Genomic DNA, 13,310 nt, shown 5'->3' with positions numbered 1-13,310 from the left:
GGATTCAGTTAACGCGCGGGGTTCCCCACGCTGAGGGTTTCACAACAAAAAACACCCGCGTCGGCTGGTGATAAACGTCCTGCGTATCGATATAGGGCGCGATCCACAGCCCGGCCGTCTTTTCACCGACGCGAAGCGGCCTCGGGTCCACGATGGACTCGCGCCCTGGCGGCGGCACAGTAACCGGCGTGACCGTGGAGAGCGGCGCCCGTGAGACTGCGTGCGGCTGCGGGCGGGGGAGAGTCGGTGTACCCGTCAGCGGTGTATTCCTGGATGCGACGGCATGCACCGGTTCAGCCGGCAGCGTCAGGGGCTGCACGGACCGGGTCCGGAAATTTCCCTCAGCCAGGCGTGGCAGCGATGTCGCACCCGGCTTTACCGTGCTGGCCTCCTCCAGTCGCTTGGCTTTCTCATTGGCCTGCTCAATGGTCATGCAGGTATCGGATGTCGTCGCGTTACACTCAAAATCGCTCGTTGTACCGGCACATCCCGACAGCGTCAGGAGACTGGCCAGCGTGAGCGCAACAGGCACTGTCTTGTTCATTTGCGGTTCCTTTACGTGGGGTTACTGTGAGTCGGCCTTCGGCATAAACTGGCTCTGGTTAAGCCTACCCAGCTGGTTGAGCATCTGGTCGGTGCTGAACCCGTTCATGCCGCCCTGCGGGACTGACGGCGGCGGAACCGGACTGCGTTCATCGCTCTCCGCTTTGCTTCTGTCATTCTCGTGCGCCAGCTCTTCAATGGTTTTCAGCTGAAAACCGTCCTGAAAGACAACGGTCACTTCGTTACCCGCCCCAATCGGGATGACGGGGTGGTACTGCTCTGCGCGTTTGATGTAGTAGTCGCTGAGGGTCTGAGCGGCTTTGGAGGCACCTCCGCCAATCCCCATCTTCATCACGTCACCCGCGCCGAGGGATGCCGTGGCGCCGAGTCCGACCGAGGGCTGGGACGCGGTCTGCACGCCCTGACCGATGCCGTCAACAAAACCCGCGCCCCATGCCCAGCCGAGGATTTTGCCGTTTCGCATCACCACCTCACCCTTGATGCCGTTTTTACCCCGGAAGCTCACGTGTCCGGCAATGGGCTGGTCGATAGTGACGCCGTGCTTCAGGCAGCTGATGTTGCGGGTGCGTACGATGGCGCGCTCGCTGGACACGTCGCCCCAGGCCTCAAGACCGATAAAGCAGCCGGTGAGGTCGTAGCTTTTGCTGTTGGGCATCTCAACGTGTCCGGTAATGCGCAGCTGCATCGGCACCGTGGACTCGTTACCGGTCACGGAGGCGTTGGCGTCAGCCCCCTCAATCAGCATCGATTTGGCGAAGCTGCCCGACGGGATGTACGGCAGGGACGGACCTTTGCTCTCGTCGCTGCGGGCAAAAGACTGACGGCGCAGCTGGTTGGGCACGGGGATGGGCTGGTACTGTACCTGCGCCGGCGGCGTGACGCCGTTACCCGGATAGAACGCGGTCGGCGGCGGGACGGCCCCCGTCTGCGGCGGGAAACCGGTCGGCTGCGGCTCACCTTCAGGCCCCGGCGCAGGCGCTGGCGGCTGCGGGGCCGGCTCACCCGATGCGGTGACGGGTTTCGCCCCCAGCGCGCTGACCTGAGCGGAAAGCGCCGCATTATCCTGACTGAGTTTGTCAATCTGGTGCTGATAGCCTGCCTGCCCCTTGCTGAGCAGCTCAAGCTCGCGGCGCATTTCGGCATACTGCTTCTGCATCTCGGAGGCCGTAGCCTGCATCTCGGTCGTGGCATGCTGCTGCACCTTCTGGTCAAAGGTGCTGTCCACCACGCCGGTCATATCGGGCGCAGGCTCGCCGGCGGCTGCCGCATCGCTGCTGCCCTCGTAGCGTGCATCCGCCAGATACCAGCCGCCGCCGCCCACCACGCCCACGGTCGCCAGCACGATACCCAGCCAGATAAACTGCTTGCGCTTCACCACTGAATTAATGCTGGCCATCAGCCGCACCTCCGCTGCTGATAATGAAGACCTGCAGGGCGCCGCCCGCCATCAGCTGACGCGAGGCTTCACCAAACAGCACGCCGCGAATGCCGCTCTGCCAGAAGTCGCTTTCCGCGATGTTGCGGGCCATCCCGGTATTGTTGGTGACGCGATAGCGCACCACCTTAAGGTGATTACCCACCCAGACGCGCTCGGGGACTGCAGAAAGTCCGGCGGGCGCGTTGAGGGCTTCATGCGTAACGGGGATAGCCTGCCAGCCGGACGGAAGCTGCCCGCCCAGCAGATGCTGGCTCAGGGAAACCAGCGTGGCCTCGTAGGGGGAAGACTCTTCCCAGGTGCGCGCCGCTTCGCCCGTGCCGGACAGCTCGCTGATCAGCTGGATGGTTCGCCCCGCGCCCGCTCGCGGCACGGCCTGTACCGAGAAGTTGAGGCCGCGTTCGGTTTCCAGAATGAACGTGAAGGGCTTTTTGTTGAGGGTGCTGACAATCACACCGCCGCTTGCCGTCTGCTCCTGCCGCGTCAGCTCACCGTCGAGGCTGGTCAGGGCCGTCACGCGGTCACCTGCGACCGTAAAAAGGTTCGGGTCGGTGTTGCTGACCGCGATACTGGCCTGTCCGCCGTTCGTCAGCGGAACAATCGTGGCAGAAAGCGCAGCGGGTGCGGCGACCGTCTGACCGGAAGCGAGCATCAGCAACGCCAGCAGCGCACGGCGACTATTTTTGTTCATCGGTGATTTCTCCGAAGTGACTGAGCCAGCTGATGCCGTCCTCACGCTCGAACTTGAGAACGTACTGTTTCAGCTCGGGATACGGTTTCGAGTCGCCTATCCAGGTCTTCAGCTGGCCCCGCACGTCCACGCGGCTGCTTGCCGGATAAACCTTCACGCTGGTCATATAGAAAGACGAGTTAACGTTGTTGTCCTTAATGCGCTTCGCATCCTCAGCAAGCCGGATTTTCAGCTCGTTCTGCGCTGCGGGTTTGACATAGGCCAGCAGCTGCTCATGAGAGGCATCAACGGTTTCCGGGGTAACATTCAGGCGAAGGGCGATAAGCGACAGGGCCATCTGCTGCAGGTAGGAGGCATCCGCCTGGTTCTGCGACACGGCAAACGGCGCGTTGAAAAGCATTGGCGTGACGATAGACTTCTGCTCATTCTGAAGACGGTAGTTGTTGACGGCCTGAATAACATTGGTGGTGATACTTCCCAGAATAACCACCCCCATGGCAATAAAGCCGATGGCAATAACCCGCTGTGTACTTAATCGTGCTCCGTGTTCCATCTGATTATTCCTGTCTATTTAATCCACTGGCGGTAGCATGAGTCGGGTACATCATGAAAAATCCCCCTCAGCAGTGAGGTCGGCATATACCAGTAGACCAGGTCCCGCAGCCATGAACTGCCCCGCCCTTTCTTGAGCTTTTTAATTCCGAGATAGGCCAGTACGGCAGCGATAATTCCGGGAATATAATGCTGGGTCCAGAATCCCCACCCCAGGCAGATAATGGCCGGAATAAGTTCATCCACAGGAAGGCCAAACCAGCGGCTCTGATTCGTCAGGGTTTCGGGAAATCGATATTTTTTGAGAGATTCATCTGCCATATATGTTCCGTCTCCGGTACAGCTGGCAGTATGGAAATACCTGCCAGCCGGATTACAGGCAAAGCCCTCCCGTGAATGCTCGTGAAGGGCATTCAGAATTAAACCGGAATTTAATAGTCGGAAGTGGCTCTGAACGGCTGTCGCTGGATATCAGTATCCTGCGACAGACATACCTACCGTGACGAATACGGACAGGATCGCAAAGCCCGCCAGGAACTTGAGGTTCTTGGTCGTCATATACATCACGGCCCCTACCAGGACTTCGGCAAGAATAACCCACTTAACCACGCTGGAATCTTTACCAAATGTACCTTTAACGGTTGCATCGCCGCTGGACATGAGATCTTTACCCGCAGTCGAGGCCAGAACCGTTTCAGGGAAAAACGCAGCAAGGGCTGCGACAGGCAGGGCAAACTTCAGCGCTTTGAGTAACGCGACTTTGCTGAATTTTTTCTTTGCAGAGGTCGCGGGTACAGCGTTAATAACAGACACATCAGTCATATTCATTAATCCTTTAATTACACCGGATAGATTTGTTGAAATAAAAATCCTAAAAAACTAGTTTTGTGACTTGGGTTCAAGATTGTTTGGGATCACCTCCGCCATTTCAGAGTTATAGAAATCAGGGAATTTTTCCAGGTGGTCACGTAACCGAATCAGCGCTTCAGCTGATTTAGAACGACCACTTCTGTCCTTCGCCTTCAAAATAAGAAGATCGGTTTGTGGGTCAAGGTAGATCGACATAGTTACCGTTGGGCCACGAAGCCTGTGACGTCTAATCATGTTTTCCCTCTCAACATATTCCTGCGTCAGGATAGTGACACATTGAATACAATTTATTCAATACGCGAAAAATTCCACTATATTTTTTACATAAATTTAACATTCAAAACTTTAAGGACAACCATTCTCACCTTTCTGTATACGTCCATTCTCATGCAGTAGAATCTGAAGTCATCATAATCAGTAAAATATTTTGCAAGTTCATTCTTCACACTAGAAAGTCTGCTTGAAATTGCTTTTTCAGAAACACCTAAATATTGCGCCATTGTATGAAGTTGAAAGCCAAGAATTGAAAAACACAACGTAATCATTTTCTTATTTGTCAACCCCGAAAGGAAAATATCAAAATCAAAGTCATCATTTTTTATCCTATTCGAAGTATTGAATAAAGCTTGATAATCCGGGAAGTAATTAATAAACCAGAAAGCATATAATTCTTTATTTAGAATGCGAATTTCAACACGTAACTGGTAAAACTCACCATTCAAATTAAAAGTTCTACAAATAGCTGTGTCCGGCCCCATAACAAAGGCCTCTAACTCAATTGTCGACAAATCAAGCTCAACTTCATCAGGATCAAAACTGACACCTGAAAAACACTTAGATAATGGGTGGAAGAAATCTAAATATGCATCGTTTTTATATATGGTGTTTCTGGATTGATCTCGAATGCAAAAAGGCAAAGGCGAGCACTTATAAAGCGCATCAAAACGCTTCACAATATCATCTAATGATTGACTTGGTTCGGAGAGATCTCTAGGATCGCGCGGGTGCATTGAAGCCTCCTCTGAAGGTTTCTGTGTATAGTCGGTACACCCGGGGGTCTAGCCCGGTGTACCGGCGACCCACCAAATTGAATGGCGGGCATCAAATTTTACTTATGTCTGCATAAAATATATCAATTACTGACGACAAAGTCACTCAAAAACAGCAGATCTAAATCCTATTTATCAAACATTTTCAGCTAATTATCTTGAGACTCTTCCTCCTGTGGGAAGAATTTTTCAACAATCTGTTGCACATCTTCACGTATACACGTAACCATATCCCTGAAATCAAATTTTTCATTTCCTGCGAGATGTGGACTTAGCGACTCCATCGCCAGCAGCTTGCTGACAATAAATTGAGTTTTCATTACATTTTCAAGGATAGTTTTATTATAGAGCGCCTGATTAAAGGAAGACTCTTTTCTTTCCATTTGCGCTTCATAGACCCGAAGACCAAGTTCGACCAGCATTGATGCAATGCTTGAAAAACTTACATCTTTATCTCTCGCTCCTTCAGCGCGACGTTTTTCAGCGATTACTCTTATTTTCTCTGACACTTCATCGCTTACATAGACCTGAACTCTGGCCATAATTTTCTCCTTATTTATATTTCCAAAACTTCTGTACAACAGAATATTTTGAAAAGCTAAAAATGCACGACTCGGCACAGACACTCTGCCAGAAAACAGACGACTTGCATGCCGACACACACTGTAAAAATTCACGACTCGAATATAGACTCGCCGTAGTCATAACTCAATGGATTTATTAAAAATAGTCACAAATGACTCTGAGTAGAGTTTTTCCCGAGTCGAATAAAACTCACTACCGAGTCGTTTACACACATTAAAATAAATTATTTCACATTACTTTTTCTCTAACTGCATGATTTAAAGAGCCAATCAGCAAAATTTTAATTTTGCGTGGGGTGTGGTGCTTTTGGTGGTGAGGAGTGCATATTAGTTGAGTCTGGGCATGGGATGGGTTAACGTATTTCCGGCATGGTGCCCGGAGGGAAGAAATGAAACGGATTGCTCTTACGTTTTTAATGTTGGCTTTTTCTGGAATGTTGAACGCTGCTGATTGTTTTGATCTGGCAGGAAGGGATTATCATATAGATCCGGATCTGCTTCGGGCAATCTCCTGGAATGAATCGAACTTCCGCACAGACGTTAAAGGCTACAATCCTGTTTCGGGCTTTGGCTCCGGACTTATGCAGGTGGACTCCCAGCACTTTAACGAACTGGCTCGTTATGGAATAAAACCGGAGCACCTTATTTCCGATCCGTGTATGAATATCTACACCGGGGCTTACTATCTTGCAATTGCATTCAAAAAGTGGGGAGTCAGCTGGCAGGCCGTGGGCGCTTATAATGCAGGTTTCAGGAAAACAGAAGAACAGGCGCAGAGAAGATATGTCTATGCCAGAAAAATTGAGGTAACATATCGGGCGATAAAGAATAATAAAAATGCAGCGCAGACTCTTGCAAAACAGTAAAAAGACCTCAACAGGAGGTCTTTTTATTCATCCAGTATTTATGTCGTCAATCAATAGCCCGATAAATTAAATCTGCTTCAGGGTGTTTTATGATACTGATGTAGTCTTTCAGTGCATCCTGACAAGCGACGAGGTGTTTACAGACTTTCGAATATTCAGGCCCCATATCTGCAACCTGCCAGGACAACCAGTTCATGATCATCAGGGTCGCAATAATTCCGGCAGCATCGGCACTGACCTCTGCTTCAAAGTAATTACCGGGAATAACCATGTTATAGCGCTGTTCACCTTCCGGTGCGATATATCCGGTTTGCGTCGTGGTGAATCTGACACAGTTCGGAGCAACGTTTCCTCCGTCACCTTTTCACGCCGGATACCCCACTTTTTCGCCGTGGTGTAAATCCGAGAGTGATAGATGATCCCGTCTGGCTCAAACTCATCTGGGCCAGTCTGAACCTGCGCCACGAAGACCTGCTCAGTGAAATTCACTATCCCCTTTCCATGCTTCAGGCAATGGCTGTTATCTGGACCCATGCAGGTTTACGACAGAATGAACTCCTGCGCCTGACTACGGAATGCGTCACGCCTCAGTCAGAAGACATTATCAGGGAGGATGGTAGTGTCGTTCCTGCCGGAACACTATGTTATCTAAACGTCCCGGCAGGAAAGACATCGAAAGCATTTGTTAAACCCGTCTCTGTCATTGTAAAAAAATATGTAGACATATGGTTGAACGTCCGTCCCGTGGATCAGGCAAAACTGAATGATGATCGCACCGGAGAAAAAGTCCGTTATCTCTTCCAGTATCGCGGCAAGCCGGCAGGCAGCGATGTGATTAACCGGACGGTCATCCCAGTCCTCTGCGCTAGAGCGGGGCTGCCGGTTGAAGACAGCGGAGGCGTCATAACCAGCCACCGTGGACGGGCTTCAGCCCTGACTGCGCTTGCCAGCGTACCACAGGGCATGTCGCTGTATGAACTGATGCAGTGGTCAGGTCATTCATCACCACAGTCAACCCTGCATTACATTCGCATCCGCCCTACACAGCTGGCAGCGTCATTTGTGAAGGCCGATCGGATAGCCCATATGATAAGCGTACTGGTCGATCACGATCCGGAAGCGGTCTCGCCCACTGATCCGGCAACCTATTATGACCTTGGTGAGTCCTTCTGCATGAATCCATTCTGGAGCAGTTGCCCGCACAGAATGGCCTGCATTGGTTGCGATTTTAATCTGCTGAAAGACAGTGCGCGCGGACAGATGCTGGAGAGTAAAACATCTATCAGGCGTTATCTCGAAGAGGTCCCGCTCACGCCTGATGAGAAAGCCATTGTAGAGCAGGATATTAAAAAAGTAGAACAGGCTCTTGCAAAATTAACCGGTAAGTCCGGAGGATAAAATGAACCAATATGAGCAAAAAACGAAGATTGCGCACATCAGAGCATATTAACCAATAGGTTGCAGATCAAATCGCCTGTAACAGCCTTTCTGGCTGTTTGTATATAATTATGAAAAAATGGTGAGTAGAGTTTCAGGGTAACAGGGGATGCTTATGTCGGTTTTCCACAACTGGCTACTTGAGATCGCATGTGAGAATTACTTCGTCTACATCAAACGCCTTTCCGCCAACGATACCGGCGCAACAGGTGGTCACCAGGTAGGGCTTTATATCCCTTCAGGTATCGTTGAAAAACTGTTTCCGTCTATCAACCATACCCGTGAACTGAACCCTTCGGTTTTTCTCACCGCACATGTGTCATCGCATGATTGCCCTGACAGCGAAGCCCGGGCAATTTATTATAACAGCCGTCATTTTGGTAAAACCCGGAATGAAAAAAGGATTACCCGCTGGGGTAGAGGCAGTCCACTTCAGGATCCTGAAAATACAGGGGCTCTGACGCTCCTGGCTTTCAAGCTTGATGAGCAAGGGGGGGACTGTAAGGAAGTAAATATTTGGGTATGCGCCAGCACTGATGAAGAGGACGTCATTGAGACCGCTATTGGTGAAGTTATACCCGGAGCGCTTATATCCGGCCCCGCAGGACAGATTCTTGGCGGACTATCTCTACAGCAAGCGCCAGTAAATCATAAATATATTCTACCTGAAGACTGGCACCTGCGCTTTCCGTCGGGAAGTGAAATTATTCAGTATGCAGCCAGCCATTATGTGAAAAATTCCCTTGATCCGGATGAGCAACTTCTTGACCGCCGGCGCGTGGAGTACGACATATTTCTGTTGGTTGAGGAACTGCATGTTCTGGATATCATCCGGAAAGGATTTGGCTCTGTGGATGAATTTATTGCGCTGGCCAATTCTGTCAGCAATCGCCGTAAATCCAGAGCCGGGAAGTCGCTGGAACTGCACCTGGAGCATCTATTCATTGAGCACGGCCTGCGACACTTTGCGACGCAGGCCGTCACAGAAGGTAATAAAAAACCCGATTTCCTTTTCCCTTCCGCAGGGGCTTACCACGATACTGAGTTTCCCGTAGAAAATCTGCGCATGCTGGCAGTCAAGACTACCTGTAAGGATCGCTGGCGTCAGATACTGAATGAGGCCGATAAAATTCATCAGGTGCATCTGTTTACACTCCAGGAGGGAGTTTCTCTGGCTCAATATCGGGAGATGCGGGAGTCGGGTGTCAGACTGGTCGTGCCATCATCTCTGCACAAAAAATACCCGGAGGCGGTGAGATCTGAGCTAATGACGCTAGGTGCGTTTATTGCTGAGCTGACAGGGCTTTACGCAGATATTCCATAGATAATCTCCCGGCATAAATACCGGGAGGAGCGATCAGATTCGTTCAACCTTGCACGAATCGGCATAAACCGCTTTCAGGATATAAGGTTCAAGCAGTTTGGCTACGGCTTCAAACACGGGCACCACTACGGAGTTACCGAACTGCCTGTACGACTGAGTGTCTGACACAGGAATGCGAAAAGGCCTGCCATCTACTTTTTCAAAACCCATAAGGCGCGCGCACTCTCGTGGAGTCAGCCTGCGGGGCCGATGCGCCTGATTTTCTTCGTTCGCGAAGTCTGTTTCACCTGTGGCCATATCCCAGCCACGGTCTATCAGAATTTCAGACCCGTCTTTGTGATAGCGAGCAGAAAGCGTACGGGCAATGCTTTCTTTATTTTCAGGATTAACGAGGCCAAAACCGAATCCGTTACCCTTAGCTGCGTGCTTTTTGGCGTAGTTATAGAGATACTCCCAGAGTTTCGGCGTCAGTATATATTTGCTGTCAACCACGGGTTCCAGCAGTTCGCCAAATGACGGACGCTGTTCCGGATAAAAACGACTAATATCGCGCAGGGTAAAGCCCTGGTGAATATTCAGATCACGACGGAAACCGACCAAAACGATACGTTCTCGGTGCTGAGGTAAAAAGTGCTTTCCGTCGATAACTTTAGGATCGTTTTTGCCCATCTCAGCTGCATCCGCAACTTCATAGCCCAGTTCGTCGAGGGTATCCATGATGACTTTAAAGGTTTTACCCTTGTCATGGCTCTTCAGGTTTTTAACGTTTTCAAGAACAAAGATGGCAGGTTTTTTTGCGCGGATAATACGCGCCACATCGAAGAAAAGCGTTCCCTGAGCCTCACATTCGAAACCATGCGCGCGCCCGAGCGAGTTTTTCTTGCTTACACCCGCAAGGCTGAACGGTTGACAGGGGAAACCTGCCAGAAGTACATCATGATCCGGCACATGCTCATTAATGTAAGCATAGGCATCGTTTTCAGGTACTTCAGGTTTATCACTGAGCGTGACTTCCCGAATATCGAGATTGAAAGTGTGTTCCTGAGCATCGTTAAACCAGTTAGCTTTATATGTGCGCACAGCCTCTTTATTCCATTCACTGGTAAAAACGCACTGGCCACCGATGGTTTCGAAGCCCTTCCGTATACCTCCAATGCCAGCAAACAGGTCAATAAACCGGAAGGCATAGTCAGGGTGATGTGCAGGCGCTTCCGGAAGCATTTTTCGTAGAAGTTCCTCTTCGGCTAACGTCAGCGACTTAGGTGAGCACTTACCATTAATCCAGCGATTAAGAGTCTCGCGACTCCACTCATTTTTACCAACTTTTCTAAGCAGTTCAGCCACGTACTTCTGGTCATAGATTTCCAGCACCTGCCCGAGCAGCTTTTTATCATTTTCCTGTCGCAGTTGTTCTTCCGCCTCTGCTTTCTCAAGCAGATCCTGCGCCAGTAATTCAAATTCAGACATATTGCCTCCATTGGGTCTTATGGGTGAAACTGTATCACTCATTTGACCCAGAGGAAATGTTTTTATCTGGATATCTAAACAGGGTTATTGTTAACGGAAATCAGCTTTTTGTCATTACTGGACCAGAAAGATACTATCTGGCGGCATAAAAAGCGCCATGTCTCGCATGTCCCAACTTTAGAGGCTTCTGTGTCTCGCCAAAAAGGCCTGCTTATCAGCAGGCTCAATTGAATTGGAGATCCAGGTAGGTGAGTATTACTACTCACCTTCACTGCTAAGAAGAGTTACATCTAGACCATACGTTCAGGCCGTTTCCAGTTCAGCATCATCGTTCGACGCCCCGATATTAAGGAGCAGCCTGTCACATTCAACAATAACGTATTCCGGGATAAGATCGAATCGTGTGGGGTCTAGTTGGCAGATAAACTCGTTTTCAATATGATAGGTTTCATTCACAAACTTGCGAATGACACGGTTATCGGCCTCAGGTTCCAGTAGTCGGAACACCTGAAGTTTTTCATAGCCATTCGTGCAGCTTCGATATAACGACAGAATTTTGTCAGGATCATTCAGCAAGCTCAGCATATGGGGGTAATCAAAACCAAAAATATTTTTAGTGATTAAACAGCATCCATTAAGGAAGCTCTCCGGGTCCATCATCGGGTACCCTGTTCCTTCAATCAGAGGTAGGCGTGTGTCGATTGGTTCCTCTCGGCGGTGAAACAAGTTAGAAAGTACCTGATAAACATCACCTCGATTGTCCATGATTTCATAATGCCTGCGAAGATAAATGAGCTTGATCAGGTCATCACAGTCGGATTCGAGAACCACTTTGCAGATTTGGGCAAACGTCAGAATATCGCTTTCGCGGATAGGTAATTCAGTTATCGTGCCAGTGCTATAACGTAAATAGGATGCAGTAACCTGGTTACTAAACAACTTCTTCACCGACTTCAGAGTATCGATGATTGGCTCAACGTCATGTGTAAGCATCAGTACCGTCTGGTTTTTCAAACACTCAGATGAGTCACGGCGGAACAACATTTCTAGGATGGCAAATTTTTTGTTTTTATCAAACGAAGAGATAGGATCATCGAGAATAATCAGGTTGGGCTTACGAGCCAGGCATTCGTACATAAAAAGAACGATCGAAAAGGCATTACGCTCGCCGTAGCTCAAATGTTGGCTACCTCCACTGAGATAGTCGGTATAGTCGACATGGCGAAGCTTAAGACGGCACTGTTCTCCATCGCCAGATATATCTACCTGATAGCGGTAACCCGCATATGCCAGAAAAGTGTTGATATCCTTCTTGTGTTTCTGAATGAGCCGCTGCATGCCAGCGCGCTGCTTGTTGATTTGCCCCTGCAGCAAACCAGCCTGGGAAATGAGGCTATCTAACGAGGCGTTCAGTCGCCCAATTGTTGCAAGAGTTTTATCAGATTGCAGCTCGGAAAAATACTTCACATCCAAACGAAAAGAGGCTAAAGAGGCACGAATATTTCCGGCGTCGTTAAAAGTAAAACTGTTCAGGGTTTTTAATGTTAAGAGCATGGCCAGAAGATTTTCTGTCTGCTGCTTTACGGTAACAAGATAGTCTTCATGCTTCTTCTCCAATCCTCCCTGTAACGTCGTTATTTCCCTCAGACGGGAGCGTGCGGCTTCGGAAAAATACTCGCCTAATTTATCAAGTACTGTGATGATACCAACCAGATTTTTGATCACTGCTTTGTCATATTCAGCGCTTACTTTGCTAATTTGTTCTGCTTTTTCGTGAGAATCACCTGTGCAGAAAGGACAGCATCCCTCAGAGAGTGAGCAGAAATTTTCATACCCTTTGGTCTGCCACTCGATCCACTCTACATTACGAGGACTCTGAATAAATGGCTGATAAGGCTCTAGCCCGGAGGGAATATGCTGAAGCTTGTTACCCCCTGCCAACCCCTTCATCCCCGTAGAGGCTTTAGATAAGCCCTTGCTTGTCAGCTTGAACGCACCACTAAGCTCCTGAAGATGTGTAATAAATAGCTCAAGCTCATCATTACCACTGAATTCCTGCCGGATTGCCATTACCATCGAGTCGATCTCTCGCTCCGTTTGGTTGTAGGCTTCTGTTTTGATAAAGATGTCAAAGCTGTTACTAATCAGTTCATCTGGCTGAAATGTGAACTGAGATACGTACTTTTCATCAAAGCACATTACATCCTGAATTTGCTCTGTACCCGTTACACTGGGCTGAAATTCGTCGGGATTCGCTGCTCGAAACTTAAAAGGTAGCAGACTGTTAAGACCAGCGACATCACGAGAAACACTGTGCAAAATGGCACGTGATATGGTGCTTTTACCCGTGCCTGTTACCAACGGTGCAAAACTGATCCACCCCAGCGGTTGAAAATTGATCCAGGGGTTAATCTGCTCCTCTGAATACAGGGGAGCTTATGATCACTTTTGAGATTCGTATGGAAATTAAA

The 13,310-nt window shown here is 49.5% G+C and carries 13 protein-coding genes and 2 pseudogenes; 3 read left to right on the top strand and 12 right to left on the bottom strand.

Annotated elements, in window-relative coordinates; translation table 11 throughout:
- Positions 1–4: 4 nt before the first annotated feature.
- From traV to traM, 9 genes are all read right to left on the bottom strand, one after another.
- Positions 5–544, bottom strand: a complete 540-nt coding sequence (traV, locus tag ACTJJI_RS24830) for a type IV conjugative transfer system lipoprotein TraV (protein ID WP_440655978.1) — start codon at positions 542–544, stop codon at positions 5–7.
- A 21-nt stretch (positions 545–565) separates the two neighbouring features.
- A complete protein-coding gene (gene traB, locus ACTJJI_RS24825; RefSeq protein ID WP_440655976.1) occupies positions 566–1,960 on the bottom strand; it encodes an F-type conjugal transfer pilus assembly protein TraB in 1,395 nt (464 codons plus the stop codon).
- Entirely contained in the window at positions 1,947–2,690 is a 744-nt protein-coding gene (gene traK, locus ACTJJI_RS24820) for a type-F conjugative transfer system secretin TraK (protein WP_440655974.1), read from the bottom strand. The genes traB and traK overlap by 14 nt, the downstream gene beginning before the upstream one ends.
- Positions 2,677–3,243, bottom strand: a complete 567-nt coding sequence (traE, locus tag ACTJJI_RS24815) for a type IV conjugative transfer system protein TraE (protein ID WP_025759824.1) — start codon at positions 3,241–3,243, stop codon at positions 2,677–2,679. The genes traK and traE overlap by 14 nt, the downstream gene beginning before the upstream one ends.
- A 14-nt stretch (positions 3,244–3,257) precedes the next feature.
- On the bottom strand, positions 3,258–3,563 hold the full coding sequence (gene traL, locus ACTJJI_RS24810; protein ID WP_045911931.1) for a type IV conjugative transfer system protein TraL: 306 nt from the start codon (positions 3,561–3,563) through the stop codon (positions 3,258–3,260).
- A gap of 150 nt (positions 3,564–3,713) precedes the next feature.
- A complete protein-coding gene (traA, locus tag ACTJJI_RS24805; RefSeq protein ID WP_045379450.1) occupies positions 3,714–4,064 on the bottom strand; it encodes a type IV conjugative transfer system pilin TraA in 351 nt (116 codons plus the stop codon).
- A 57-nt stretch (positions 4,065–4,121) separates the two neighbouring features.
- Positions 4,122–4,346 carry a TraY domain-containing protein gene (locus tag ACTJJI_RS24800; RefSeq protein ID WP_008324165.1) on the bottom strand — a complete coding sequence of 75 codons (225 nt, stop codon included), beginning with the start codon at positions 4,344–4,346 and terminating at the stop codon, positions 4,122–4,124.
- Positions 4,347–4,432: 86 nt separating this feature from the next.
- Positions 4,433–5,122 carry a hypothetical protein gene (locus ACTJJI_RS24795; protein WP_063132066.1) on the bottom strand — a complete coding sequence of 230 codons (690 nt, stop codon included), beginning with the start codon at positions 5,120–5,122 and terminating at the stop codon, positions 4,433–4,435.
- 188 nt (positions 5,123–5,310) lie between these two features.
- Positions 5,311–5,703, bottom strand: a complete 393-nt coding sequence (gene traM, locus ACTJJI_RS24790; RefSeq protein WP_008324167.1) for a conjugal transfer relaxosome DNA-binding protein TraM — start codon at positions 5,701–5,703, stop codon at positions 5,311–5,313.
- A gap of 431 nt (positions 5,704–6,134) precedes the next feature.
- On the opposite strand from traM, the gene ACTJJI_RS24785 reads away from it, so the two are divergent.
- Positions 6,135–6,611, top strand: a complete 477-nt coding sequence (locus ACTJJI_RS24785; protein ID WP_410375451.1) for a transglycosylase SLT domain-containing protein — start codon at positions 6,135–6,137, stop codon at positions 6,609–6,611.
- Between the two features lie 46 nt (positions 6,612–6,657).
- Here ACTJJI_RS24785 and ACTJJI_RS24780 read toward each other — a convergent pair.
- Positions 6,658–6,975: pseudogene (locus ACTJJI_RS24780) on the bottom strand (antirestriction protein); the annotation flags it as partial.
- On the opposite strand from ACTJJI_RS24780, the pseudogene ACTJJI_RS24775 reads away from it, so the two are divergent.
- Positions 6,966–8,009: pseudogene (locus tag ACTJJI_RS24775) on the top strand (tyrosine-type recombinase/integrase); the annotation flags it as partial. The pseudogenes ACTJJI_RS24780 and ACTJJI_RS24775 overlap by 10 nt on opposite strands.
- 154 nt (positions 8,010–8,163) lie before the next feature.
- On the top strand, positions 8,164–9,372 hold the full coding sequence (locus tag ACTJJI_RS24770; protein WP_440655969.1) for a type II site-specific deoxyribonuclease: 1,209 nt from the start codon (positions 8,164–8,166) through the stop codon (positions 9,370–9,372).
- A 33-nt stretch (positions 9,373–9,405) separates the two neighbouring features.
- Here ACTJJI_RS24770 and ACTJJI_RS24765 read toward each other — a convergent pair whose 3' ends face one another.
- Entirely contained in the window at positions 9,406–10,839 is a 1,434-nt protein-coding gene (locus ACTJJI_RS24765) for a DNA cytosine methyltransferase (protein WP_039025476.1), read from the bottom strand.
- 303 nt (positions 10,840–11,142) lie between these two features.
- Positions 11,143–12,789, bottom strand: a complete 1,647-nt coding sequence (locus ACTJJI_RS24760; RefSeq protein ID WP_440656017.1) for an AAA family ATPase — start codon at positions 12,787–12,789, stop codon at positions 11,143–11,145.
- Positions 12,790–13,310 lie beyond the last annotated feature (521 nt).

Origin of the sequence: Enterobacter sp. 22466 (assembly GCF_052044775.1) — a bacterium.
GTDB lineage: Bacteria > Pseudomonadota > Gammaproteobacteria > Enterobacterales > Enterobacteriaceae > Enterobacter > Enterobacter dissolvens.
The sequence above is the reverse complement of the archived record's forward strand: the minus strand, read 5'-3'. Positions and strand labels throughout refer to the sequence as shown.